The following is a 26,289-nucleotide window of genomic DNA, read 5'->3' on the forward strand; positions in this document are numbered from 1 at the left end:
AACACACTCCTTTATTTAATGACAGGATTCGGTAGAGTTACAGTATCCCGTTCCGCAATATGCGGGGACTTTATAAACACAGCCTTAAATAGTTTCTCAGATTGATTGATTAAATAATGGGAATCATGTGGCCGGCATTGAATCATATCCCCCTGCTTTGCCGGAATATGGTCCCCATTGATATAAAAATCAATTTCACCTTCTAGGATATAGAAAATTTCTTCACAAACGGAATGATAATGGTTTTGAAAGTCCTGTCCCGGCTTCAATACTACAACTCCCACATCCACGTTGGGCCCCTTTGTTAAGTATTTTGGTCCGTTGTCCCCAAACCGGTATTCAAATTCATTTTCATTCACCTTCTTCATCCATTTCACCCCTTTCAAAAATTAATCTAATCCAGGTGCTTTCCACATATTAGTGGTTAAACCACGGTCGGCTAGGATCAGCTGTTCTTTATAGACACGCCTCCATTTTTTAAAAATCTCAAGATAAACCCTATGATTTTCTAAATTAGGTTGGTAGGTCCGCTCCCACTTCACTACCTGTTCGACTGCTTTTTCAATATTTTCATAGAGTCCTGCCCCGATACCTGCATATAAAGCTGTGCCTAATGCGGCAGCTTCTTTTACCACAGGAACCTTAACCGGAACCCCTAAGACATCTGCAAGGGTCTGGCTCCACAGCTTTCCTTTCGAAGCTCCCCCTGCAAAAATTACCTCCTCTGGATAAGTACCTGTTGCTTCTTCAATCAATTTTAAGTTTCCTAAAGTAATTAAGGCTGCATTTTCTTGGAGGGATTTAAAGAGTTCTTTCTTTCCAGTTTTCTGAGGATCAAGTGTGAGGTTTATAAAGGATGGAGCCGCATGCCGCCAGGAACCAAAATTCATCGTATCGGAAAAAATCGGGATAATTCCATTCGCGCCAATCGGCACATCTTTGGCTTTTTCTTCTAAAATCTCATATGGATCGACTCCGGTTGCAGCCGCCTCTGCTTTTTCCATGTCACAAAATGCATCACGGAACCATCTCATTACAAGACCGGGGAAAAAGACAATGGTTTCAAGCTGCCATAGGTTTGGTTCCGCATGACAGTTCACCCGTATTCGTCCCCCTTTATCTACGATGGGTTCTGAAACATTGACTTCCTGCTGCCAAAAGGAGCCGCCTGAAACCATCGTTTGCCCTTCCAGAACAGCCCCTACGCCAATAGAAGCCATTTGCGCATCTCCTCCTCCTGAGACAATAAGGGTTCCAGGACATAATCCTGTTAAGACTGCGGTCTCATCCGTCAATGCCCCTAGGACTGTCCCTGCCTCATTTACAGGAGGAAATAAATTCTCTTTAATTCCGCATAAACTGGCCGTTTTCTTTTCCCAATCCCGTTTCCTTAAATCAAAAATACCGGTGGTACAGCCATTTGATGGGTCGACCTGAAGCTTGCCAGATAGTTTAAAAAGAAGCCAATCATTAATCATCGTCATCGCCGCTGCTTTTTCATAGATTTCCGGTAAATGGTTTTTAATCCATAACAGCCTTGGCAATGCACCTAGAGCGAACATTTGTCCAGATACGTTATAAATCTCTTTTTCTATTCCGGAATTTAGATCTTTTAGCGCCTTAACTTCCTCTGAGGCCCTTGCATCCACATTGGCGCACGCCCAAATCTCCTTACCCTGATCATCATAAAGGACAATTCCTTCACGCATGGCTGTTGCGCTGATGGCTTTGATATTCCTTGCGTTAATTCCTGTGTCTTTTAATACATTTTGAATACATTGGACAACCAAGCCCCAGTTTGTTTCCCAATCAAAATCCATTGACCCGGGGATCCGTTCATCCGCTAAATGGTTCCATTCAAATTGCGAAACACCGATTTGATTTCCAAACAGATCAAATAATACCGCCCGAATACTGCCCGTTCCGGCATCAAAGGCGAGAATGTACTCCATTTGGCTTCACCTCTATATCAGGTTTTTAATTTTGTCACCGCTTACAAGAAATATATCCGCAATTTTTTTAAAAAGAACTGAATTGCCTTGTCCCTTTCATAAGAGAAAAAAACCCTGTATGATTCATACAGGGTTTTAAGCATTAATTTAAAAAACAAGGATCATTAAAGTAGACAATTTCAGAAAGAATTTTGGTGCCTTGAATCTTTTTGAAGGCTTCTACTGCTTCCTCCTCTTTTTCATATTCATACATTTTAATATTATCTATAGAATAAAGAGTGATAACCCACATTTTCAATTCCTCCAATAATTATTTGCAGTGAAAAATAGACGAATACTAGCAAAGTCACTTCATTTTTGGGCCTAAACTTTTATTTAACATCATTAAATTGCTGTATGAATGTTGTCAAATCGATTGTCTTTAAAGCTTCTGCGGCTTTTTCGATATCTTTAGAGAATATTCGGTCCTTTTTAATAGAAGGAACAATTTCTCTTCCCTTTTCGTAAAGTCTTCTTGTTTGTGTAGCCATTTTATCCACACCACGGTATTCTACAGCCTGCATGGCACAAATCAATTCAATCGCAAGAACTCTTCTTGCATTTTGAATAATTTGATGAGCGTGTCTTGAGCCAATGGTTCCCATACTTACATGATCCTCTTGGTTTGCAGAAGATGGAATGGAATCGACACTTGCAGGGTGTGCCAATGTTTTATTTTCAGAAACAAGCGCTGCTGCCACATATTGCATAATCATCGCACCAGATTGTAGACCTGGCTCTGGGCTTAAGAAAGGCGGCAGATCATTTAATTGTGGATTGATTAACCGTTCAATGCGTCGTTCTGAAATATTAGCCATCTCCGCAACGGCAATTTTCATAAAGTCCATGGCAAACGCAATTGGCTGACCATGGAAGTTACCGCCAGAGATAACCTTATCACCATCATCAAAAATTAATGGATTATCTGTTGCTGCATTCATTTCAATTTCTAATTTTTCTTTTACATAATCAAGTGCCTGCCATGAAGCTCCATGAACCTGTGGGATACAACGAAGTGAATAAGCATCCTGCACTCGAAGCTCGCCTTGTTGGGTAGTCAGCAAGCTGTCACTTAAATAGCTGCGGATTCTTGCTGCTGTATCGATTTGCTGCTGGTAACCGCGGGCAACATGAATGTCTTCGTCAAATGCATCGATAATTCCAGTTAAACCTTCAATCGTCATTGAAGAAATAAGCTCACTTTCAAACGCAAGCTGTTCTGCTTCTAAGTAGCCGACAACGCCCATTGCTGTCATCGCCTGTGTTCCATTGATAATTCCTAATCCTTCTTTTGCCTCTAATGTAATCGGCTGAATTCCTTCGATTTGGAACGCTGTTAAAGAATCCATACGATTTCCTTGGTAAAATACCTCTCCCTCACCAACAAGTGCTAAGGCTAGGTGGGAAAGTGGTGCTAAATCTCCACTTGCGCCAAGTGAACCTTGCTGCGGAATAACAGGTACAATATCATGATTCACAAGCTTTAATAATGTTTCAATTACCACTGGACGTACGCCAGAAAAACCCTTTAAAAGTGCATTGGCACGAAGAAGTACCATTGCTTTTGCTACATCCACAGGGAATGGTTCGCCGACACCGCATGCATGAGAACGAATCAAGTTCAACTGAAGGTCTTGAACATCGTTCTGATCGATGAACACATCACTAAATTTACCGAATCCAGTTGTAATCCCGTAGATCACTCTTCCTTCTGAAACGATGCGATCTACTGCTTCCCTGCTCTTTTTTACTGCTTCCATGCTTTTATCTGATGCTTGGACCTTTTGACCACCATATAATACTTCTTTCATTTCCTTTAACGTTAAACCTTGGCCAGTTAATGTAATCATTTATATCTCTCCTCTACCACTTTAGTAAAATAAAGAAAGAGGCTGGATTCCATTTCACTTAGAATTGGAGTCCAGCCTCTTTTATAACCATTTTTGAATTTTGAACAATTTTTATTCGATGCCTCATGAATAATCAATCCCATCATTAAATTTTAAATTTCTTTATTATTCTATGTGATGCTATCAGATCTGTCAATGGAATTTTCTGAATTTTAGCACAATAGCACTTTAGCAGAACAGTAGATGAAAGGCTTTAATTTTGAAGGTGCAAAGGATCTTTTTAGCAAAAACAAAAGCACTCAATTCGAGCGCTCTGTTTTACTAACTGCTTTTATGACTTTTGATAATTTAAATCCATGCAATTCCAAAAGGATCTGTTACTTTTGCATATTTCGCTCCCCAGAAGGTATCTTGAAGTTCCATATAGACTTTCCCGTTTTCACGTAAGGCATCATATAATCGTTTAATTTCCTCTTCGCTTTCCAAATCTAGTGCCAACGAAATGTTATTTCCCTTGTTGATCACATTTCCTGGAAATGCATCTGAGGCCATAATAAATAAATCATCTTTTTTGAATTGCGCATGAATCAGAAGATTTTCAGCCTCCGGAGAATTATTATAGCCCGATTCCCCATAGGTTTGAACGTTTAGAATCTCCCCTTGAAAAACCTCACGGTAAAATTCTAAAGCCTCTCTAGCATTGCCATCAAACATAAGGTACGGTGTAATTTGACCCTTCATTTCACAACACTCCTTTAAAATAGTTGATTCCATTTCTTCCCTATCCACAATATAGCATTTTTTGTTCAATTTGGCATTTACATTCATCATCATGTACCCTGAAAAGACTCTTTATGAAAGTTGCCAATAAATTTGAAAAGCTCCTCGCCGCCCTCAGGAACTACTCCATGTGAAGACAGCTGGAGGTACATGGCCTGATAAGTTTCCGGAACCCAAATATATCGATGGATATAGTCAGTTAAGGTAAAACCATTCTTTTTCCAAAAATGGATACGCTCCTGATTTTCAGCACTCATCTCTGACTCGACCTCAATCACGATGCTGTCTATTCCTTCTTCACTGGTTGACCAGTCCTTAATGAATTGTAAGATTTTTGAGCCAATCCCATGACCCTGTTTATCATGGTCAACAGCAATGTAATCGATCAGCAGCGCATTTATTCCCTTTAATTTTCCAGTGAGTGCCAGTCCGACGGGAAGATCTTGTTGGAAGGCAACATGGAGGAAGCAAATTTGCTTACGGAACATGTTGCGGATAACCTTTTCCGGTTTCGCTCCTTTATCTCCAAAGGCTCCTTGATAAATAGGACTTACCTTATTCCAGATTCCTTCATCCCAACGATCAAAAGTCTTAAAATCCACTGAAGTTTCCTCCGTCAAAATAATATTGATTCCATCTTAGCCGATTTCATCAAAAAAAGAACCTTTGAGTACGTCTCAAAGGTCCAAAGTAAAGCTTAGTGGTCAAGGCTAAGCTTCAGTTTAGGAGGTCTAAACTCAGAAGAATTTAAACAACTCAATAGTAACATTTTCAAAATTTTCTTTCAACAGTTTAAAGTGTAAAAGTAATTGAATATTTAAAATAAATATATTTTACTAGGATTTTAACATTTGTATGGAATTTTAATAATAACCTCAGTTTTATCTTAATATTCCATTTTTCTGTAATATCTTCTAAGTTCTAATGGGTGGTTTCTTTCACGCTCCAGGTAGACACTAATCCGACCTGTTAATGCCCAGTTTAAATTTACAGCAAAGTGTTTTCTGAATTCCTCACTAATGCCCTCAAGAGGATAGTCTTTCGTATCAATTATGAATAATTCATTTGTTATTTTTTCAGCAAATCGTTCAACACGATCAACCAATGGACGAGTTTCATCTTCTCCTTTAAATAAAATGACACTGGTGTCGTCCTCAACAAGCTCAAGTGTACCATGGAAGAATTCAGCAGCATGAATCGATTTAGACCTAATCCATTGCATTTCCTCTAAAATACACATCGCGTAGGAATAGGTATTTCCCCATAGATTACCTGCACCGACCAACATATGGTAACCCGTATCCTTATGTCGGATCGCAAATTGTTCTGCACGAGAATCGAAGGTTTTTAATGCATGAACAATTCCTTCTGGCAACAAGGCGATTTCTTTTGCAAATTGCTCGTATTGTGGGAATTCATCGTTGTTATGGATAAACCGGAATGTCAACAGTTGTAGATGAAGGAAGAAAGTATCGAACGAATGCTTCTCATGCCCGGTTGAAATGCAATAATCAACGGCTTCGGCAAGTGGTGTACCAGGTTCAGCGACGAAACCAATGGTGGTGGCTCCCTTCGCCTTACAGAACTCGGCTGCTGCTACCGTTTCCTTTGTTGTTCCGGTAACAGATGCAAAAATACAAACGGAATCTTTTGAAAGATGGCGATTGTTCATGACTAATAATTCTGCAGCAATTTCCGCATGCACCTCTACGGTTGAGTTCGATTTTAGGATATATTCGAATGGGTACATCATCGCAATTGTTCCGCCGGATCCGATAAGGAAGATATTTTTATAGCCTTTAGCAGAAATTTCATCGACTACTTTTTCAATTTCTTCTCTTTTCGCTACTGCTTCTTTTCCAACATATTCTAAAAAAGTATCGTGTTCGAATTTTAACAAGATAATCCCTCCAAATTTTATTTGAGATTTTTTAAGACTTCTAAGTTAATAAGTACCTTACCTTTAATAAGGAACCTTCCACATATATCTTCTGGTGCTTAATGGATGGTTACGAACCTCTGCCAGCTCACCCGCATATTGGCGTAAAACGGTTTGCAGGACGAGTGGAGCAATGTATCCTTTCACACTTTCAGTAACACCTGTTAAGTCAAAGTTTTTTGCATCTATTACAATCACTCTTTCACCATAGCGTTGGGTAAATTCTAAAGAGCGCTCTTCTAATGGCCGGGTTTCATCTAGGCCGACTAATTGAATAATTGGTACATCCTTATCCAAGATTTCAAATGGACCATGGAAGTATTCACCTGCGTGGATGGCATGAGAATGGATCCACTGCATTTCCATTAGGAGACAAATCGCAAACCAATAAGCAATTCCATAGTTTGCACCGCTGCCCATCGTGTAAATAATTTTTTCATCCTTATAGGACTCAGCAAATTCTTTTGCTTGGGCCAAAGTCTCAGCTTTTGCCTTGTTTAGAATCGGTCTTAGATTTTCTAAGGAGGACAGGATATCATTAAATTTTTTGTTGCCTTCCCTTTCTGCTAACAAGCCAAAAATGAGTTCGAGCATAATGGCAGGGGATTCGTTCACATAATTTGAGTCTTCCTGATCATGGTAGACGATTACATTCTCAGAAACCTGGGCAAGTGGTGAGTCTGCATCAAATGTTAAGGAAACGGTTAATGCTCCTTTTTCACGTGCAAACCGTGCTGCTTCCACTGTTTCCGGAGTTTTCCCGTAATAGGAGCACAAAATCACCAACGATTTTCCGTTTAATTTCTTCGGATTACGGTGGACAAACTCATTTGAGGTGTAGAGATCAGAGTCAATTGTCTCAGCTTCTCGATCCAGCACATATTTACTCGCATACATAAGCGAGGAAGAACCTCCGCATGCGACGAAATAAACACGGTCAATATCCCTTTCCTTCAACACATCTAACGCTTTTTGTACATCTGTTAACATCTTGTATCCTCCTTTGAAATCTATATTTTTCCAAATTAGTTATTTGGTATATACCATTTAAACCAATCGTGAGAAACGAAATTACGTGGAATAGGAAAGGACATTTCTTCCCTATTCCAACTACCCTGGTACTCTTGCTTATCCTTTTACACTTCCAGCCGATAAGCCGCGAACGAATTGTCTTTGGAAAATAATGTACGCAATGATCATCGGCAAAGCGGAAATTGCCAAACCGGCCAATTGAATTCCAAAATCCGTATTTAGCTGACTTCTTAAGTTCATTAAGCCGACTGGGATCGTGCGAAGGCTGGAATCTTCAACGAATACAAGGGCAAACATGAATTCATTCCAGACGTTCATTCCCGTCAACAACGCACAGGAAGCAATGATGGGTTTACCCATCGGAACAATAATATGCCGGTAGACTTTCCAACTATTACATCCATCGAGAATAGCCGATTCTTCAAGCTCATGGGGGATGGAGAGAAAATAGGATCGCATTAAGAAAATCGCAAATGGCAATTGAAACGCAACATAAGGCAGGATTAAGGCTCCATAAGTGTTATATAGACCAATGGCCTGCAACAATTTATAAAGCGGGATCAAGCTAACCTGCGGCGCAAGCATCAAACCGCTTAGGATAATAATCAATAAGAAATTCTGACCTTTAAAGTGAAAGCGGCTCAGCCCGTAGGCTGCCATCGATCCGAATAGGAGTACACATACAACGGAGACCACTGTCACAAGAACACTATTTAAAAAGAAATGACCAATTCCCGCGTCCCATGCGGCTTTATAATTACTCCAAAGCCATTCTTTTGGCAGAGACCACGTACTTAAGAAGAAATCGCTATTCGATTTTAGTCCGCTTAATCCAAGCCAAATGATCGGATAGATAATACAAATGGCAAAAATACTAAACCAGACAAGAACTGTCCCTTGAAAGATTTTATTTTTAATCTTTGTTGAAATCTTCCGCCCTACTGTTCCAACTGGCCGGAATTCGTTTGTTTTAACCACTGGATTTTCTCTTGTCGTCATTTTCTTACGCCTCCTGTCCTGATTTTCCTAGTTTCATTTGGATTAAGGATAGGATGAGAGTGATGACGAAAATGACTGTTCCAATTGTGGAAGCATAGCCCATTTCATCATTTCGGAAAGCTGCCCGGTAAAGCATCGTTCCTAACACTTCTGTCGATTGACCAGGCCCGCCAAAGGTCATGATATACACTTCATCAAACACTTTGAATGCACCAATTACGGTAATCACCATACCCACGATTGTCATTTCTTTGATTTGTGGAAGTGTTATATTGAAAAAGGTTTTTATCTTAGATGCGCCATCAATCATGGCCGCTTCATAATATTCAAATGGAATTTTTTGCATTGCGATCAAGAACAGCATCGTCATGTAACCTGTATACTGCCATTGCGAAACGGCAACAACTGCATAAATGGCAACTTTACTATCCCCAAGCCAAGAATGCGCCCATTCAGTCTGACCAATGAATTTTAAAAAACTATTAACTAGACCAACTTCCGGATTATAAATCAGCTGCCATAGTAAACCAACAACGGCGATGGAAATAACGGAAGGGATAAAAAATACAGTTCGGAAAAATGGTTGAAATCTTCTAATCAGTTTATCTTCTAAAATGGCGGCAATTATTAATCCGCCCCCTACCTGAAATATTAATGAAATGACAGCGTAGAGCGAATTATTTTTTAAGGCAATATAAAAAACGGGATCCTTGAAGAGTCTGCTATAATACTCAAAGCCTACAAACGTTTTTCCTGACGAAAATGAATTCCACCTGAATAAACTGTTGTAAAGATTTAGAACAATCGGCAGAAACACAAACAACAGGATGAGAAGAAGTGCTGGTAAAATATAAAGTAAGGCTGTACGGCTATTTCGAAATGTTTTTGTCATCCTTCTTCCTCCTTAGAGGGGGTAAGCAGTTAAACAACTGCCTACCCTTTCATCTATTAGTTCACTTCACCTTGTACTTGTTTGGCAACTTGTTGAACTTGTTTAATAATTTCTTCCGGTGATTTTGTGCCGTCAAGCAATAGCTGAATATTCGTTAGGTATGCATCTGCAACCTTTGCATGGACATCTGTGTCTAGCCATTCAGCCATGCCCTCTTCCTTCTTCATGAAATCAACGCCTTCTGCTACTTGTTTCAAGGAAGTTTCAGGGGTTGTTGCACCATCAATCGGGCTTGGCCAGCTAAGCTGTTTTGTCAGTTTTATAGCATTTTCTTTGCTAGTTAAGAATTTTAGGAATTTAATAGCTTCTTTAGGATGCTTGGATTTTGATGAAACGATAAATCCATCCGGTGCACCAGTAATGAAGTTTTGATTTCCTGCTCCATTTGTAATTGCCGGCATCGGGAAGAAGCCCCAGTTTCCTTTTAAGCCCTTTTCGATATCCGGGAATTCTTCTAATTCAACATACATGATGGCTCCCTTACCTGCTAGGAACAATTGTTTCGCCATATCATGAGAAGTAGAGTTGGCATTTTTCATAAAGTAACCATTTTTATTCAAGTCAGCAAACATCTCCATGGCCTTTACATAACCAGGATCCGTAAATTCTCCGGATTTAGGATTATAATCTTTCATTCTTACATCCTGTGCTACTAGTTTTTGGTTTAGACCAGTTAAGTAATGGATGGCTGCCCAAGGGCTTTGGTTACCAAAAATAATCGGGGTTTCTCCACCCTTTTTCAAGGTATCTAACTCTTGTACAAATTCATCCCACGTCTTTGGTGCCTGTAAGTGGTACTTATCAAATATTTTTTTGTTATAGACAAAGAATTTTCCGTTAAAGCGAAGCGGAATTCCATAGTTTTTGCCGTCAGAGCTAAAAGGCTGCAAAGAAGCTGGAATGAAGCTGTCTTTCCAAGCGGTATCTTCATTTAAATAAGGAGTTAAATCTAAAGCTGCACCGGCACGAACAAATTTTCTCGCAAACTCTCCTGACCAAGAGAACATAATGTCAGGAACATCATTACCGCCAAGAATGACACGGAGTTTATCCTTAATTGGCTCGTCTGCAATCGCTTCCATTTTTACTATGATATTTGGATTTTGCTTTTCAAATTCTTTTACAACTTCTTCAAAATAGGGAGCGTATTCTGGCTGCGGCCACTTATGCAAAAATTTTAGAACGATTTTACCCGATTCGTCCTCTTTGGTTGACGAAGAGCTTGAACATCCTGTTAACACGAGTGCAAACATTAGCATGGCTACTAATAAAATCTTCATTTTTTTACTCATTCATTAACCCTCCTATTTTTTAAAAATACTAAACTTTCAAACTATTTAACGCGTGACACCCCCTGTGAATCCTATTAATAAAATTCCTCCCCCTAAAAGGGGATTAGAATGAAATCCCATACCCAAAAGCACCGTCGACAAGACAGGTTTTCGCAGCAAATTTTGCACCTTCTACCAAGCTCGCCTTAATAAGCTCTGCTTCTGTCTTCATCGTTTTTTCTTTCTTTCCTTTAAGATAATGAAGAATGAAGGCGGTGAAGAAAGAATCTCCTGCCCCTAAAGTATCGACGGGTTGAACAAAATGAGGCTCCTGACGATAAAAGGTTTGTCCATCGTAAACCATGGAACCGCGTGAACCCATCGTACCAATTGCTAGATTGCTTCCATATGAGTGAACTCGTTTTAAAAGTTCTTCTACTTCCTCATCTTTCCATTGACCGCAGGACAATAAACTAAAATCCACATGCTTACAAGTTTTTTCTAAAATTTGATCATTATAGTCAGCTGAAAAGTCAAAGGATACTTTGACCCCTGCCTCTTTTAACTTATGTAATTCCGCTTCCATCTCGCTATATATGCTGCTGTGAGCAATTTCGAAGGTTTTGATATATTCCAAGTCCTCATCGGTAAGGACAATTGGATGGTCCTTTTGGACGCCTCCCCCATTGCCGCCGATAAAAACCCGGTCTCCATCGACTAAATCTACCTGCGCATAACCATTTTCACCATCATGATACCTGCAATGTGAAAGATCCACTTCTAAATTTTTTAAGGTTTTGGTTATATGTTCAGCAGCACGATCGCTGCCAAAAACTCCAAGATAGGCAGACTCCATGCCAAGCTGTTTTGCATAAACACTAAAATTCAAAGCATTGCCGCCTGGATACATGGTCCTTTTATAAAGATATTTATCTACTACATTATCTCCAACACCAATTACCTTCATGATTCATCCTCCTAGTTCGGTTGTTAATGGTATATACCATTTAATCTAAATCTGAAAGGAATCCTAGTTTATTGCAGATTCAATTCAGAATAAAATTTAACGATATCACTTCTGGTTAATGAAGTGGAAAATTCAATTTCCTGTTCATTTCGGTCAAAGGCGACCGCTTCTTGAAAAATACAAGGGCTTTCGGAACGGATTTTTAATAGCTTACTGTCACTTTCCTCGGAGTATGTAACCTGCATATACTCCTTTGCCTTAACGAGGACAATACCGAAATGGTTTTCTAAAATTTCATAAAGGGAACTGTTATCGGTGATAATTTGATCGAGATTAGGACAAAGTTTTTCAGGAATAAATGATTCTTCAATCGCAACTGGCATGTCATCAACAAGCCGCAAGCGTTTGATTGCTGTCACTGACTCACCAATTGCGACTTTTAATTTGTTTGCTAACATCGGTTTTGCTTCTATTTTTCGAATCGAGAGAACCTGGGTGCTAGGAGTTAATCCCCTATTAATCATGTTTCTTGTAAAACTGTTAAAGGTAATAAAGTCCATTTCTATTTTTTTATTCGAAATAAAAGTCCCTGAGCCTACTCGTCTTTCTACTACACCTTCTCTTTCTAAAATGGACAAGGTGTGTCTTGCGGTCATCCGGCTGATTCCATATTGGTCAGCCAGTTCTCTTTCCGATGGCAGCTTATCTCCATGCTTTAATTTGCCAATTTCAATATCATCAAGGATTTTATCTTTTAATTGTTTATAAAATGGAATTGCTTCTTCGTCTTTCATCATTCTGCTCATCTGATGATCTCCAATTTTTTAGTGTTTACGTTAATTATCTCACTTTTCCTAAAAATGGTATATACCACTTGCGATAAATATAAAAAGGATTTAAAAGGGTCTTGGTAGATAAAGCTTGGAGGTAAATGAAAATCATAAGTATAGGATAGCGCTTTCAATTTAATAAGTAGATTCTAGTTGGAAGGTTAACATGTATGATGTGATTTTTGTGGTAGTCTTTTAGCTAGGATTACTATAAAATTAATTTAAATTTTCTGTCTTGTCAATAGAATTGAATAAAAAACTTTAAGAAATATCAAAAACTTTGTTACACTCAATTACAGAGGTGATTTTTGTATGTGTGGCCGATTTACGTTAACTGCAACTCTTGAGGAAGTTTTGGACCGTTTTGATGTTCATTCCTTTTTGGATGAGGAACAGTATAGTCCAAGTTATAATATTGCACCCTCTCAACAGGTTTTAGCCATCATAAATGATGGAACGATGAATCGAATGGGATTTTTAAAATGGGGTCTCGTCCCCTCATGGGCAAAGGATGTTTCCATTGGCAACAAAATGATTAATGCCCGGGCAGAGACTTTATCTGAGAAACCAAGCTTCCGGGATTCCTTTAAACGGAAACGCTGCTTAATTGTAGCCGATAGTTTTTATGAATGGAAACGTTTGGAGGATCGCTCAAAAAAACCGATGCGTATAAAGCTGAAAAGCAATCATTTATTTGCGATGGCGGGAATTTGGGGGACTTGGAAATCTCCTGTTGGGAAGCCCCTCTTTTCCTGCTCGGTTATCACAACCCAGCCAAATGAATTAATGAGGCATATTCATGATCGTATGCCTGTCATTCTCAAACCGGAGGACGAAAAAATATGGCTGGATCCTTCTGTTACGAATCTAGAATATTTAATGGGATATTTAAAACCGTTTGATGAGCGATTAATGGATGCCTATGAGGTTTCGTCTCTGGTTAATTCACCTAAGAATAATTCGATCGAGCTCGTCCAAAAAATTTGTTAGACCCATTTTTAAAGAATATTTTTTTAATATAGGACAAGTAAACTACATCGACGTACAAGCATGAACATACTTTGTAGTAACCCAAACATTTTTCCTTCTAACGAAAGTGGAAACGACCACTTTCGTTTTTTTGTGGTGTCCCATGCTTTTGGGACACCACTTCACTTTTTTAATTCAGCGGGAAAGGCTTATTTAACCGTGAAATCCTCCCATTGTCCCCGGTACATAACCAGGGAAACCTGTCATTCCGCCTTGTGGACCAAACATTTGGGTTCCCCCTGCTCCTGGGAATCCTGGATATCCATGATATCCTCCAAAACCACTGTAGCCAGGATAACCTCCCATGCTTCCGTATCCTCCAAATCCTGGGTATCCACCCATACTTCCAAATCCATGTCCTGGGAATGTTCCCATTCCTCCTTGACCGGGAAATCCATGCATCCCATCATATCCATGACCTGGGAAACCACCCATTCCATGCATCCCATCAAATCCATGACCAGGAAAACCAGTCATTCCATCCATACCCATACTACCGGGAACTCCTCCCATACTACCGGGAACTCCTCCCATACTGCCCATACCAGTTATACCGGGAGCTCCTCCCATGCTACCCATACCAGTCATACCGGGAACTCCTCCTGTGCTTCCCGCACCTGTCATACCGGGAACTCCACCCATACTTCCCATTCCACCAGTACCAGGAAATCCACTCATCGCTCCTGTATTAAATCCCATGAAGCACACACTCCTTTTTATAGGTTACAGTCTAGACTATGTTAACGAAGGAAAAAGGCATAGGCAGCTACCCAAATATAAAAATAAATCTGCCTTTGTGTGCAAAAAACGAATATGGTTGCCCCTATCTTTAAACCTGTTATTTTTTCACCTTTAAACGAATAAACTTTAAAAATACGTAATTTTTTCTCTTAAAATGCTGTAATTTGGAGGAGAAAACATGTTTTTTATTCCAACAAAGATTAATATTGGCGGTTTGAAAATGGGAAGTCCTGATCATGCTTCATTGGTATCCATCGGCGAGAATTATATTGTTGGGGTTAATGTGACCGGCAAAAAAAATCAAGGGTATGGCCAACAAATAGCTGACTTAACTAAGATTTTGATTCCGATTCATACGACATATGATGACGAACCAGTTGATTCTCCAAGAGTGAAAATAAACAGGGAGGGATGGAAATGATCGTTGGGCCTTATGCGATAAATCTTCTTGGTTTTAAAGTGAATGCGATTGATAACTCTTCCTACGTAAATTTTGGCCCCAATCAAATAATCGATGAGTTAGTTGCCTATAAAAGGAATCAAGGAGTTGGCGAACAGAATGGTGATATATCGCCGGTCAATATTCCTATTTCATGGGTTGTCGATCCAGATGTTGTTGATTCAAATTCCGTAAAAAATAGTGTGATTTAAACATTAGCCTAGGGTTTATTAGAAATGTCTAACTCTATGGGGTGATTTTGATGGTTATTTTCGCGCCAACAGAAATCAATTTGTTAGGCTATAAAATAAATGTGTTTGACCACGCCTCTATCATGAATATAGGTGCAAATCAAATTAGGGACCAGTTTGTCGCCTATAAAAGAAATCAGGGATTTGGAGAACAAAATGGCGACATCGTTCCCATTTTTATTCCGATCTCGCATGTTTGTGATAGTGATATAAATGACACTTGGATTACGAAAAATAGCATTATTTAAGACTGTGTTAAAGGATAATGTTGATTTGAAAAACGTTGATTGGAGCGGAAATCAACAACCAAGTTTAACAGAGCTTTATTTAAAAAAAGGAGTGAGGAATCGAATTGGATTCTTCACTTCTTTCGATTGTATACTGTAAATTTTTCCCAAATAGTAATTTATTTGCGATGCATTTCATAATATAGAATATACGTTCGATTAAAGGGGAGAACAACATGAAAAACAAAAATGAAACCTCGCTTACTGGAGACATGTTAGTTAAATATTATGAATTGAATAAACAGAAAAAAGAAATTGAATTGGAAATGAATCAATTGAAGGAGTCCTTCCAGCACTACTTTGATCAGTTTGTTGGTGAGAATGTAAAAGGAGAAATTACAATATGCGGTTACAAACTTCAACGGCAAATTCGCAACACCGAGAAATATAACGATGAATTGATGATTAAGAGACTAGAAGAATTGCAAATGAATGATTTGATTCAAATTGTGAAAAAACCGGATGATGGTAAAATCAAAGCTGCTCTTCAACTTGGGTTATTAAATCAAGAGCATTTAGATGGCTGTCTTATTAAAACCTCTTCCCCAGCGATTTCGGTAAAGCCTCTTACACCAAGATAATAGTAAAAAAACATGGATCCTTACATAACAGATCCATGTTTTTTATGTTTTGCATCATTCCCAGAGCTAGTGGCACTCTTTAAAAGCCCTTGCTTACTTCCTCCAAATTTAAAAACCAAAATGCCGGCAACGATGACGAGGACACCAATTAATTTTTTAAATGTAAAAGGGACTTGTTCGAGTCCAAACCATCCAAGAGAGTCCCACAATAATGCAAAGACCAGCTGTGATGTCAGAACGATTGAGATGGAAAACGTAGGACCCAAGAGACGCATCCCCTTCACAAGGCACATCACCACCCCTATTCCAATCAAACCGCTGAACCAAAACCAAGTCCTCATACCTTGCAAGACAAATAGATTTTTCCCTTCGAAAATGGTACCAAATGTCAATGATGCGAGGAATCCCATTCCTAATACGAGTGTGGTGGTTGACCATGATCCTGCTCGTTCATTCACCTTACTGTTAAAAATGTTTTGCACACTGAGAAATGCTCCTGCAAGAAGCGATATCAGTAATCCAAATACCATCCCAATTCCCCCCTTCTTTCCCGCGAAAGACTATTCGTAAATATGTTGAATGGCAAGCTTCTGTAAGCCTTCCCTGTCCTTAACCATAATGGAGCCTTTGTTTCGTTCAACAAGTCCATCTTCACAAAACTTTTGAATGACGCGATTCAGATGCCGATAACTAGTACCAATGAAATTAGCTGTATCCGTAAGATTAACCGAACTTAGTTGCTTGTTCACAGGAGAATTTGTTTCATCAAATGAGACCGATAATAAATAACTGGCTAAACGTACTTCGACTGGATACATCAGGCTTAAGCTCATTGAATTGGATTTAAGATGGAACTTTTCTGTGATGATTTTTAGTAAAAATTGGAGAAACGGTGAAAAGTCACTCGCGTATTTTTTCAACCAGTGATGTTGAACACCAATCAAAGTTACTGGTGATACAGCCTCAACTGTATTGATAAAATGAATATTTTGGACGTATTCAATATCCCCAATTACTTCAAGTGGGGTCTTGAAAGAGAGAATAAGTGTTTTACCTTCAACTGAGTTTGTATAGATTTTTAGTTTCCCCTTCACAAGAACGTATAGAAACTCTGCGGCATCTCCTTGAGAACATATATTCTCACCTTGTTCAAAGTGGAACAGTGATAAATAGGGTAATAAATTTTCATTAAAAATGGGTTCCAGTTCGTACTTTTGCAAAAAATCATTCAATTGTTCTTGATTTTTGATTTCATTCATTCCGTGATTTCTCCTACCGTTCCCATTAAAATTTTAGAATTAACACACCAGTAATCATCATTATAATCCCGATGAAATGTGACAGGTTCATCTTCTGCTTCCTGACACCAAACCATCCTTTACTATCAATGATGAAGGTCAGGCTAAGCTGGGCAATGAGGATTGCGGCGATTGAAAGAGTGATACCGATATGATGAATAGCTGTAACATTACTGTAGATAATGACAGCCGCAAAGGCGCCTCCTGTTAAATATAATGGTTTCACTTGTTTAAACATTTGCCATTTTCCATCACGGACAAACATGAGGATCACCAAGGCCGCAATGAATCCGGTAAATTGAGTAATGGTCGCGGTTTGCCAAGTACCGATATCCTGACTGATCCGTGCATTAGCAACACCTTGAAGGGTAATAAAAGCCCCTCCTAAAAACGCAAATAGAATCCCTTTCATTTATTCCTCTCCTCTTTTAACAATCAATATGTAAATGATATATCCTTTGCTTAAATGAGAGGAAGGACATATGTCCCTGATTATCGGAATAAAAAATCCCGTATTATTGAAATAATACAGGATTTCTATAATTTATTTACGGAAAAACACATTGGTTTGTTTTGTCCAACCAACAGATTCAAAGACTTCTCTCATTTTATCCAAATCGATTTGAGGAAAATCATGATGAATTTGAATCTCCATTTTTCCTCTCACCTTATTCAAACTTTTACCACATACCCCAGAACCACTCAGGGGCTGGGGTTTTTCATTAATTAATCATATCAATCAAAACAGTAAAGGATTTTTTGATATCCTGATCGCATATCTATAACACGTTTTCTAACGGTTTCAACTGGCTCTTGATCCTCTAGGACTCGGACGATGTAGTCTGCAATGATATCCATCTCTGCTTCCTTCATCCCTAAGCGAGTGATTTCAATGGTTCCAATCCGTAAGCCGCTTGGATAATCCCAATCTTCCGGTTTATCGCTTGGAATTAAATTTTTGTTTGTGATAATATTCGCCTTGGCAAGTTTATGAGCCACATCCAATCCACCGCCAAATTTCTTCACATCAACAATGACTTGGTGCGTTTCTGTAAAACCTTTATGTGCGCCAAGAACCGTGATTCCTCTGTCATGAAGTGCCTTTGCCAGTGCTTTTGAGTTGGCAACAATTTGAGCCATATACTCTTTTCCGAAAGCGAGGAATTCAGCAGCTGATGCGGCGAGTGCCGCTACACGATTTACTTGGTGTGTTGCTGCAAGTGCTGGGAAAATCGTATTGCAAACAGGTTTTGTGAGGGTTGGATCATTCCAAACAATTATGCCGCTCTGTGGACCGCTGAAGGTTTTTCCCGCTGAACCTGTCATAATGCAAGCACCTTCGTTCAGTGGGTCTTGGAATTGGCCGCCTCCGATCAGTCCGAGTTGGTGGGCACCATCAAAGAATATTTTTCCGCTCCATTCACTTACGATTTCGGACATTTCTTTTAATGGGAATGGGAAAAGTGTCATCGATGCGCCAAGGGTCACTAATGTTGGTTTTACCTGTCTGGCTACTTTTGCAAATTCATCTATGTCTACTACTAAATCAATTGGATCCATTGGAACATCATAAATATTCAAGCCGCGGATCCCAGCCGGACCATCATATCGATTACTGGAATGGCCGCCTAATGGCTGGGCAATGGTCAAAATATTATCTCCCGGCTTTGTTAGGGCGGCATAAACCGTCATGTTTCCGATCATGCTTGCAACAAGACGATGGTCCGCATAATTGCAGTTAAATACTTTTTTGAGTAATTCCACGCAAAGAGATTCAATTTCATCGATATACTTTGTTCCGGAAAACCATCTTTGCGTAGGACCGATATGGCCTTCTGCTGCCCGTGTTCCTACTTCTGATGCTAATAATTGTCGGACGGTCGGGCTGGTTGGCGCTTCTGGAGCCAATAAATTGAGACATTCCTGTCCTCTCCAAATTGCGTTTCTGTCTACGGCATTAATGATTTCCTTTTGGATTAATCGTGGTGAGGAACTGTTTTCAACGATTTCCTTTGCCCAGTTTAATACCTTTTGGTCATGGACTTCGAGGTTTTGCGATGTGGTTGATGTTGAATTCATTTTACCTTTCCTCCTAATTGGTCAATTGAGTATCTTACTTCTGACTGATTTGGAGTAACATTTATCAAGGCTATTTTTTGTTTATGTAAAAATTAATTGGGCCTTTCTTAAAACCAATATATCGCATATCGATTGGATGGTCAATTTATTTTTTGATAATTTAGTTAATTGTTTCGATAAAAAACGAGCACGACGTTTTGCCGTACTCTACTCGGATTCCCCAATTAAAACTCTACTTAAACTCAACCAATTTTCCTCGACTAAGGCAGTTGCTAAGTTACTATTTTTTGCTTTACATGCTGCAATGATTTGCCGATGCTGCTCGAGTGAAAGATGACCATCCACAGAACTAAACTTAGAGAATTCCAATCTCCTGATTTTGGTCATTATTCGTTCTAGCGCAATTTCTATCTCCGGATTGTTTGAAGATTTTAAGAGTACGTAGTGAAATTGATCATCTGCCTCCACTGCTCCAATAATATCCTTCTCTTCTAATGCCTTTTTCAACTCGCAATTTTTGGCTTCCATTCGCTCAATTTCTTCAGTAGAAATTTGTTGGATAGCAAGGCGTGCAGCTAAACTGTTTAAAGCTGCGACAACCGTAAACGCATTCCGGGCCTCCTCCAAATTGATCTTCGTGATTCTTGTTTGCGAACCTGGCAGGGACTCAACAAGCCCTTCATCCTCCAGTCTTTTCAGTGCTTCTCTAACAGGAGTTCGACTAACCCCAAATTCCGCAGCCAAATCCTTATCCAATATGCGTTTCCCAGGTTCCAATTCCAAGGTAATGATTGCTTTTTTTAAAGATTCGTATATTTGATCTCTTAATACAGGGCGGTCAATGGTTTTAATTGTTTTCATAAAACCAATATATCAACGAGTTTTTTGGTTGTCAATTGTTGTGAAAGGTGAATAATTGGCTCAAATTGTTTTATATTCATGTAACCATTGAAATGGTTTGTTCTCAGTTTCTTCTGTCAAGTCGGAAATAGTAGGAGGATAAGGATTTGTTCGGATATGCCTTTTTAGTTTTGTCATAACCATAGTAAAATTTAACTCTGGGCAGTAATTGAACCAAAAAGTAATGGTTTCATTTTTTGTCCTAAAGCCTTTATAAACGGATTCAATCAGGACTATAATTTTCAAAGCCTCTTGTTTGGTCATTTTGTCCTCCTCCTTATTTGTTATTTTTCCCTTTTTGACAAATAAATAATCTGATTGCCTTAATAACCACTATACGATATATTGGTTTTATGAAAAAGACATTTAACAAAAATTAAATATTTAGTATTTAGAGAATGAACAGAGGTGTACTTCAGTTGAAACCAATTTTACTCGGCATTTGTGCCGCCTTCTTTTTTGCTTTTACGTTTATTCTTAATTCATCTATGGAGTTGTCTGGCGGCAGTTGGATTTGGAGTTCTTCGCTCCGATATATTTTTATGGTCCCCTTTCTTATGTGTATCGTACTAAGTAGAAAAAATCTTCGTCCGCTTTTAAATGAAATGAGAAAAAAACCCGGAACTTGGGTCCTATGGAGTTCTGTGGGATTTGGTGTATTCTATGCTCCATTATGCTTTGCAGCAGCGTATTCACCTGGTTGGCTTATTGCAGGTACTTGGCAAATCACGATTATATCAGGTACATTACTCGCACCGTTATTTTTTGAAACAATATACACAAAAAATGGACCTTTACAAATAAGGGGGGAAATTCCTTATAAAGGTCTAATCATGTCACTTATCATTTTGTTAGGTATTGTTTTAATGCAAATTGAACATTCGAAACATTTTTCCTTTGAAAATTTATTACTCGGAGTTATACCTGTTCTGATCGCATCCTTTGCATATCCTTTAGGGAACCGTAAAATGATGGACATCTGTGAAGGGCGTTTAGATACTTTTCAAAGAGTGTTAGGGATGACTCTTGCAAGTCTTCCATTCTGGTTTGTACTTTCCTTATATGGCTTTTACACCGTTGGCCTACCAAGCAAGGGGCAGGCTTTCCAATCATTATTAGTTGCACTTTTTTCTGGAGTCGTTGCCACTGTCCTATTTTTCAAAGCAACGGATATGGTACGAGGAAATATTCAAAAATTAGCTTCAGTTGAAGCAACACAATCAATGGAAGTCCTTTTTACATTAGCTGGTGAACTAGTATTTTTGTCGCTGTCAATTCCAGCTCCTTTATCTTGGTGCGGTATTCTAATCGTCATCCTTGGCATGATTTTGCATAGTTATGTTTCAATTAAAAATGAAGAAGGCAATTGTGAAAAATCAGTGGCTTAAATAAAGCGAAAAAACCGACTTTTTAATGAGTCGGTTTTTTCGCTTTATTCTAATGACCAAATTATTCAAAAGATTAACCTTCATTTCCAACCGGTGATTTTGTCGGAATAAAAAACGTAACCACAATCGATAGCACACTGACACATAGGGCGAAAAGATAAATATTTTTCATCCCGATCACCATTGTCGCAGCATGATTGATAAACAGCCCCATGACCGTTACCCCTATGGACGTTCCAATGTTTCGAATAAAGATTTGCAGGGAAGTGGACATCCCCTTTATATCATTTTCAACAAATTCCTGTGATGCAATTGTTCCAACGGCGAATAATAAACCAAACGCAAATCCTTGAACGGTCAAAAGACCAAACAATAAAAAGTAGGATACGTCTTTAATGACGAAAAAGATGACCAAACCTGCAAGGGTACATATAAGATTACCAATGATAAACAGATGCTTATAACCGTAGCGTATAATCCATTTTCCTGCCGGTGTACTTCCAAAGGTCCAGCCAATGGCAATGCTTAATAGAATCAAGCCACTTTGATAAATGTTCATATGGCTGCCTTCTTGCAAAAACAGCGGGATATAGTTCGGTGTTCCGAAAAAAGAAATACAGAGAAATAACATGTAAAGATTGACCATTAAAGTTCCTCTGTTTTTAAACAAGGAAACCGGAAGAAATGGCTGCTCTACCTTCCGTTCAACAAGCAGGAATAAAACCATTCCGACTATTCCACAGGCGACATACCATAATGGTTCTGATACGTTTGTGGCGAGCAATAAAAGCGTGATGGAAAGACCGAATAAAACAAAACCTTTATAATCAATATAAGTCTTTTTAAATTGATTTTGTTCCTTGTAGGGGATTAAGCAAAGAACCGTCGCAATTCCAATTGGAATATTAATAAAGAAAATCCATCTCCATGTTAGGGTTTCAACAAAAAAAGAACCAAGAACAGGTCCTACAATTGAAGACAATGTCCATATTCCGCTAAAGACAGCTTGAATTTTCCCGCGTTTTTCAATCGTAAATAAATCACCGACAATGATCATCGAGATTGGCAGCATTCCTCCTGCCCCTAACCCTTGGATACCACGGTAAATAATTAACGAGACCATTGAATTGGCCAACCCTGCAAGCAAAGAACCAATGGTAAAGATTGCTACTGAAATGATGAGTAGCCGTTTTCTTCCGTACATATCGGATAATTTTCCGTACAGCGGCACGGTAACCGTACTTGCGAGCATATAAACTGAGAAGATCCAAGCAAACAGCTCCATCCCGCCAAGCTGTTTCACAATCGTCGGACTTGCTGTTTGCATAATATTGGCATCAAGTGCCGATATAAGGGTGGTAATGACCAGACCCCAAAATACATACTTATTTTTATTCATACAGACCCCCATAAAGCTTGTTTACTTCCATATTTTTCTATTAAAAATGAGTTACTTTACTATTATACAAAAACTAATGTTCTTTTTCTAGATTCCAAATTTAACAAATTGAATAGCCAAAATCTAATAAAGATTGTTATAATTTAGTATGTTTGTAATTTGAAGAGTTTTGGAGTGATTGATTTGGATTCGCAGGTTGTTGTTATGCCAAACCCCAGACCCAAAGGAGTTATTTTAGTACTAATTGGCGCTTCCTTTTGGGGGATTTCAGGTACGGTTGCACAGTTCTTGTTTCAAAAACAAGGATTCAGTGTCAGCTGGCTCGTAGTGATCCGGCTGCTTTTTGCTGGATTGGGGTTATTATTATTTTCCCGTTTTGGTGGAAAACAAAATATATGGACCATATGGAAAAATAAATCGGATGTATTGCAATTAATTGTGTTTGGAATCATTGGAATGCTCGGTGTTCAGTATACCTATTTTGCAGCTGTAAAAGAAGGAAATGCAGCTACCGCTACCATTATTCAATATCTGGCGCCGGTGATGATTACCTGTTATCTTTGTTTCCGTTCACGGGTATTACCTGCTAAACATGAAATTATCGCCATTTGTTTAGCGCTTTTAGGGACCTTTTTTCTCGTTACAAATGGGAATATCCAGGCACTTTCAATTTCCGGACCGGCGTTTTTCTGGGGAATTCTCTCCGCTTTTGCCTTAGCCTTTTATACCCTATATCCTAGGAAACTATTAAATACATGGGGTTCTTTGATTACAACGGGCTGGGGGATGCTGATTGGCGGTGTAGTTTTCAGCTTTTTTCAGCCGCCATGGCAATTTCATGGGTCGTGGTCGTTCTCTGCGTTGATGGCTGTTCTTTTTGTCGTTATCTTTGGTACGTTAGTCGCCTTTTTTTGCTATATGGAAAGCCTAAAATACATAGAAGCTTCAGAAGCAAGCCTCTTAGCATGTGTAGAACCATTATCTGCAGCGTTTTTAGCGGTAGCTTGGCTTCATGTTCCATTCGGTGTTTTTGAATGGATCGGTGCCGCCTCCATCCTTGCGACCATTTTTATTTTATCAGTGGTAAAACGGACTTAAATGGTATGTAGGCTTAGTGAAAAATTCACAATGGTGCCAGGCACCGTGTGAATTTTTCACAATCTTAAAGAGGAAATAGTAATTCGACTTCTGTTCCTTTTTCTTCTTTGCTTTTTATTTTTATTTCCCCTTTATGCATTTTCATAATATTCTTGGCTATTGCAAGCCCCAGGCCAGTTCCGCCTGTTTCTCGACTTCTTGCTTTATCGACCCGATAAAATCGTTCAAAAATCCGATGAAGATCTTGCTTTGGTATGCCGATGCCGTAATCCTTTACAACAATAGAGGCAAAATGCTGCTGCTGATTCAAATATAAGTCGATTTGATCTTTACTATACTTGATCGCATTATCGAGAAGAATTATGATCACTTGTTTTAATTTCAGTTCATCCGCTAGGATATAAATATGTTCTTCACTGTGGTGGAGATGAATCTCCCGCTTATAGGCATTTTTTAGCTGTTTTTGAATCTCTTTACATAAACCGACTAAATCTACTTGCCTTAGATCCAAGGTCGTTTCTTTTTCGGAGGTGGCCATATTCAAGAACATTTCGGTCATTTTTTGGATCCGGGTTGCTTCCGAATAGATGGCTTCAATCGCTTCCGTTGACATTTCAATATTTTGTACCCCTCTTCTTCTTAAGAGGCTGGCATAGCTTTTAATGACAGTGAGCGGCGTTTTTAATTCATGAGAAGCATCTGAAATAAACTGGTCCTGTTTTTCCATATTTTCACTTAGCCGTTCAATCATTCGATTAAAGGTCGAGGCCATCTGCTCCAATTCGTCCCTTGTCCGATTTTGCATCACAATCTTCTTTGGGATACCACTTTGTTCAATGTCCTCCATTGTTTTGATCATATTAGAAATCGGACGCATAATGAAGCCGGATAACCATTTCCCGCCAAGCAGTGACAAGATACCGGATAGGACAGTACATACTCCAAGGACCCATAATAAAATATCTTTTCTCATTTCAAGTCCCATTAAGGCTTCTCCGATATCAAGAGTTGCTGTTCTGTTCATACTAGTTTTTATCGGAACTCGAACATAGATTACTTGTTTTTCTCCCGTTTCTGTTCCAATTAATATCCTGCCGGATTCCTGTTTTTTCGTATATTTTGGTTTAATCTTACTGGTTATTTCCTTATCATTGGTTACTTCTGTAAGTGTTTTTCCATTAGGATCAACGACCCTGATATAGGAATGGATGGTTAAAAAATCTTTTAACATTTCTGTTTGCTCTTCAGGATGAGCAGATTTAAGTTCATCGATAATATCATTCGCTTTTTGTAATAGGGCATCCTCTTCCATATTGACGGTAATTTTTAAAAAAGAAAAAAAGACAACGACATTAATAAGGATTAACACACAAAGCAGCCAGGCGGTTGTCGTTAGGTTAATTTTCGTGGTGATTTTCATGTTATTTCTCCTTAACGGTAAAACCTACTCCACGAACAGTATGAATTAATTCGGAGTCAAACCCTTCGTCCACTTTTTTGCGAAGATGGCGAATGAATACATCAATTACATTGGTCTCTCCTTCATATTCATAGCCCCAAACATTTAAGATAATATTATCTCTCGTGACAACCTTATTTTTATTCGTTACTAAATAGAGCAATAAATCATATTCTTTCGGAGTAACGGTGATGGAATTCCCATCTCTTGATACTTCTCGGGTATTTGTGTCGATCGATAAATCCCCTACAGTAAGTACAGAAGTATCTTCCGTTGGACTATGAATCGAGTGGTCTCGGATACAAGCACGAACCCTGGCCAAAAGTTCTTCGATTTCAAATGGTTTGGTTATATAATCATTGGCTCCTTGATCCAATCCCGTTACCTTATCCAATGTCATATTTCGCGCCGTTAAAAGAATAACCGGAGTTTGATTCCCTGCCTTCCTAAGCCTTCTTAGTACCTCGATTCCATTCATTTCAGGGAGCATAACGTCCAGTAAAATAAGATCGATGGGTTTTTCTGTTGCCATATTTAATCCTGATTTTCCATCATGTTCGACAAACACTTCATAGCTCTCATATTCAAGCTCTATTTTTAACACCTTAGCAATATTGACTTCATCCTCGATGACTAAGATCCGTTTTTTCATGATTTCTTTCTCCTTTTAAATAACTCTACCAATAATTTAACATGTTTCCTCCATTACTTTAGATTTTTCATGGATTA

Annotated in this window: 30 protein-coding genes; 7 read left to right on the forward strand and 23 right to left on the reverse strand. The window is 38.8% G+C overall.

The annotated features are described in order from the left end of the window. Positions 1 to 11: 11 nt before the first annotated feature. The 13 genes from RCG21_RS18655 to RCG21_RS18715 form a co-directional block, all read right to left on the reverse strand. A complete protein-coding gene (locus tag RCG21_RS18655) occupies positions 12 to 368 on the reverse strand; it encodes a cupin domain-containing protein (protein WP_133336809.1) in 357 nt (118 codons plus the stop codon). 21 nt (positions 369 to 389) lie between these two features. Then, on the reverse strand, positions 390 to 1,952 hold the full coding sequence (lsrK, locus tag RCG21_RS18660) for an autoinducer-2 kinase (protein ID WP_133336807.1): 1,563 nt from the start codon (positions 1,950 to 1,952) through the stop codon (positions 390 to 392). A gap of 142 nt (positions 1,953 to 2,094) precedes the next feature. Beyond that, positions 2,095 to 2,244: a hypothetical protein gene (locus tag RCG21_RS18665; RefSeq protein ID WP_165976316.1), complete on the reverse strand. Its 150-nt coding sequence runs from the start codon at positions 2,242 to 2,244 to the stop codon at positions 2,095 to 2,097. Between the two features lie 79 nt (positions 2,245 to 2,323). Beyond that, on the reverse strand, positions 2,324 to 3,841 hold the full coding sequence (gene hutH / locus RCG21_RS18670; RefSeq protein ID WP_308913583.1) for a histidine ammonia-lyase: 1,518 nt from the start codon (positions 3,839 to 3,841) through the stop codon (positions 2,324 to 2,326). A 348-nt stretch (positions 3,842 to 4,189) separates the two neighbouring features. Further along, positions 4,190 to 4,582 (reverse strand): VOC family protein, encoded by a 393-nt coding sequence (locus tag RCG21_RS18675; protein WP_308913584.1) that lies wholly within the window; start codon positions 4,580 to 4,582, stop codon positions 4,190 to 4,192. Between the two features lie 89 nt (positions 4,583 to 4,671). Continuing rightward, positions 4,672 to 5,223 (reverse strand): GNAT family N-acetyltransferase, encoded by a 552-nt coding sequence (locus tag RCG21_RS18680; protein ID WP_165976292.1) that lies wholly within the window; start codon positions 5,221 to 5,223, stop codon positions 4,672 to 4,674. Positions 5,224 to 5,507: 284 nt separating this feature from the next. After that, entirely contained in the window at positions 5,508 to 6,521 is a 1,014-nt protein-coding gene (locus RCG21_RS18685; RefSeq protein WP_133335552.1) for an SIS domain-containing protein, read from the reverse strand. 63 nt (positions 6,522 to 6,584) lie between these two features. Beyond that, positions 6,585 to 7,550: an SIS domain-containing protein gene (locus RCG21_RS18690; RefSeq protein ID WP_133335550.1), complete on the reverse strand. Its 966-nt coding sequence runs from the start codon at positions 7,548 to 7,550 to the stop codon at positions 6,585 to 6,587. A gap of 138 nt (positions 7,551 to 7,688) precedes the next feature. Beyond that, complete coding sequence (locus RCG21_RS18695; protein WP_133335548.1) at positions 7,689 to 8,591, reverse strand: carbohydrate ABC transporter permease; 903 nt, start codon at positions 8,589 to 8,591, stop codon at positions 7,689 to 7,691. A gap of 4 nt (positions 8,592 to 8,595) precedes the next feature. Then, entirely contained in the window at positions 8,596 to 9,483 is an 888-nt protein-coding gene (locus RCG21_RS18700) for a carbohydrate ABC transporter permease (protein WP_133335546.1), read from the reverse strand. Between the two features lie 56 nt (positions 9,484 to 9,539). After that, positions 9,540 to 10,835 (reverse strand): ABC transporter substrate-binding protein, encoded by a 1,296-nt coding sequence (locus RCG21_RS18705; protein WP_308913585.1) that lies wholly within the window; start codon positions 10,833 to 10,835, stop codon positions 9,540 to 9,542. Positions 10,836 to 10,938: 103 nt separating this feature from the next. After that, the gene (locus tag RCG21_RS18710; RefSeq protein WP_308913586.1) at positions 10,939 to 11,781 is read right to left on the reverse strand and encodes a fructoselysine 6-kinase; all 843 of its coding nucleotides are present in this window, start codon (positions 11,779 to 11,781) and stop codon (positions 10,939 to 10,941) included. 68 nt (positions 11,782 to 11,849) lie between these two features. After that, positions 11,850 to 12,587 (reverse strand): GntR family transcriptional regulator, encoded by a 738-nt coding sequence (locus tag RCG21_RS18715; protein WP_235824816.1) that lies wholly within the window; start codon positions 12,585 to 12,587, stop codon positions 11,850 to 11,852. Positions 12,588 to 12,923: 336 nt separating this feature from the next. Between RCG21_RS18715 and RCG21_RS18720 the strand changes: the two genes are divergently transcribed. Beyond that, the gene (locus RCG21_RS18720; RefSeq protein ID WP_308913587.1) at positions 12,924 to 13,601 is read left to right on the forward strand and encodes an SOS response-associated peptidase; all 678 of its coding nucleotides are present in this window, start codon (positions 12,924 to 12,926) and stop codon (positions 13,599 to 13,601) included. Between the two features lie 192 nt (positions 13,602 to 13,793). Here the strand turns inward: RCG21_RS18720 and RCG21_RS18725 are convergent, their stop codons facing one another. Beyond that, positions 13,794 to 14,339, reverse strand: coding sequence for a hypothetical protein (locus RCG21_RS18725; RefSeq protein ID WP_308913588.1), 546 nt, complete (start codon positions 14,337 to 14,339; stop codon positions 13,794 to 13,796). A 220-nt stretch (positions 14,340 to 14,559) separates the two neighbouring features. Between RCG21_RS18725 and RCG21_RS18730 the strand changes: the two genes are divergently transcribed. The 4 genes from RCG21_RS18730 (at position 14,560) to RCG21_RS18745 (ending at position 15,939) form a co-directional block, all read left to right on the forward strand. Continuing rightward, positions 14,560 to 14,802: a hypothetical protein gene (locus RCG21_RS18730; RefSeq protein ID WP_133335537.1), complete on the forward strand. Its 243-nt coding sequence runs from the start codon at positions 14,560 to 14,562 to the stop codon at positions 14,800 to 14,802. Beyond that, complete coding sequence (locus RCG21_RS18735; protein ID WP_026573008.1) at positions 14,799 to 15,032, forward strand: spore germination protein; 234 nt, start codon at positions 14,799 to 14,801, stop codon at positions 15,030 to 15,032. The genes RCG21_RS18730 and RCG21_RS18735 overlap by 4 nt, the downstream gene beginning before the upstream one ends. A 50-nt stretch (positions 15,033 to 15,082) precedes the next feature. Next, positions 15,083 to 15,319, forward strand: coding sequence for a hypothetical protein (locus tag RCG21_RS18740; protein WP_133335535.1), 237 nt, complete (start codon positions 15,083 to 15,085; stop codon positions 15,317 to 15,319). A gap of 215 nt (positions 15,320 to 15,534) precedes the next feature. Then, positions 15,535 to 15,939 (forward strand): hypothetical protein, encoded by a 405-nt coding sequence (locus tag RCG21_RS18745; protein ID WP_133335533.1) that lies wholly within the window; start codon positions 15,535 to 15,537, stop codon positions 15,937 to 15,939. 20 nt (positions 15,940 to 15,959) lie between these two features. Here the strand turns inward: RCG21_RS18745 and RCG21_RS18750 are convergent, their stop codons facing one another. From RCG21_RS18750 to RCG21_RS18775, 6 genes are all read right to left on the reverse strand, one after another. Next, positions 15,960 to 16,469 (reverse strand): DMT family transporter, encoded by a 510-nt coding sequence (locus tag RCG21_RS18750; protein ID WP_133335531.1) that lies wholly within the window; start codon positions 16,467 to 16,469, stop codon positions 15,960 to 15,962. A 30-nt stretch (positions 16,470 to 16,499) separates the two neighbouring features. After that, the gene (locus tag RCG21_RS18755) at positions 16,500 to 17,198 is read right to left on the reverse strand and encodes a Crp/Fnr family transcriptional regulator (protein ID WP_133335529.1); all 699 of its coding nucleotides are present in this window, start codon (positions 17,196 to 17,198) and stop codon (positions 16,500 to 16,502) included. A gap of 25 nt (positions 17,199 to 17,223) precedes the next feature. Continuing rightward, on the reverse strand, positions 17,224 to 17,649 hold the full coding sequence (locus RCG21_RS18760; RefSeq protein ID WP_133335527.1) for a DMT family transporter: 426 nt from the start codon (positions 17,647 to 17,649) through the stop codon (positions 17,224 to 17,226). 323 nt (positions 17,650 to 17,972) lie between these two features. Next, positions 17,973 to 19,316 carry a serine hydroxymethyltransferase gene (gene glyA, locus RCG21_RS18765; RefSeq protein WP_308913589.1) on the reverse strand — a complete coding sequence of 448 codons (1,344 nt, stop codon included), beginning with the start codon at positions 19,314 to 19,316 and terminating at the stop codon, positions 17,973 to 17,975. A 207-nt stretch (positions 19,317 to 19,523) separates the two neighbouring features. Beyond that, complete coding sequence (locus RCG21_RS18770; protein WP_308913590.1) at positions 19,524 to 20,177, reverse strand: GntR family transcriptional regulator; 654 nt, start codon at positions 20,175 to 20,177, stop codon at positions 19,524 to 19,526. Between the two features lie 60 nt (positions 20,178 to 20,237). Continuing rightward, entirely contained in the window at positions 20,238 to 20,480 is a 243-nt protein-coding gene (locus RCG21_RS18775; RefSeq protein WP_165976291.1) for a replicative helicase loader/inhibitor, read from the reverse strand. A gap of 155 nt (positions 20,481 to 20,635) precedes the next feature. On the opposite strand from RCG21_RS18775, the gene RCG21_RS18780 reads away from it, so the two are divergent. Then, positions 20,636 to 21,604, forward strand: a complete 969-nt coding sequence (locus RCG21_RS18780; RefSeq protein ID WP_308913591.1) for a DMT family transporter — start codon at positions 20,636 to 20,638, stop codon at positions 21,602 to 21,604. Positions 21,605 to 21,677: 73 nt separating this feature from the next. Here the strand turns inward: RCG21_RS18780 and RCG21_RS18785 are convergent, their stop codons facing one another. Then, positions 21,678 to 23,003: an MDR family MFS transporter gene (locus tag RCG21_RS18785; RefSeq protein ID WP_308913592.1), complete on the reverse strand. Its 1,326-nt coding sequence runs from the start codon at positions 23,001 to 23,003 to the stop codon at positions 21,678 to 21,680. A gap of 183 nt (positions 23,004 to 23,186) precedes the next feature. Between RCG21_RS18785 and RCG21_RS18790 the strand changes: the two genes are divergently transcribed. Then, positions 23,187 to 24,101: a DMT family transporter gene (locus tag RCG21_RS18790; protein WP_372512767.1), complete on the forward strand. Its 915-nt coding sequence runs from the start codon at positions 23,187 to 23,189 to the stop codon at positions 24,099 to 24,101. 64 nt (positions 24,102 to 24,165) lie between these two features. Here RCG21_RS18790 and RCG21_RS18795 read toward each other — a convergent pair whose 3' ends face one another. Next, positions 24,166 to 25,521 (reverse strand): sensor histidine kinase, encoded by a 1,356-nt coding sequence (locus RCG21_RS18795; RefSeq protein ID WP_133335514.1) that lies wholly within the window; start codon positions 25,519 to 25,521, stop codon positions 24,166 to 24,168. Between the two features lies 1 nt (position 25,522). Next, positions 25,523 to 26,212 (reverse strand): response regulator transcription factor, encoded by a 690-nt coding sequence (locus RCG21_RS18800; RefSeq protein WP_133335512.1) that lies wholly within the window; start codon positions 26,210 to 26,212, stop codon positions 25,523 to 25,525. Between the last annotated feature and the right edge of the window lie 77 nt (positions 26,213 to 26,289).

Source organism: Bacillus salipaludis (genome assembly GCF_030938565.1).
Lineage (GTDB): Bacteria > Bacillota > Bacilli > Bacillales > Cytobacillaceae > Neobacillus > Neobacillus salipaludis_A.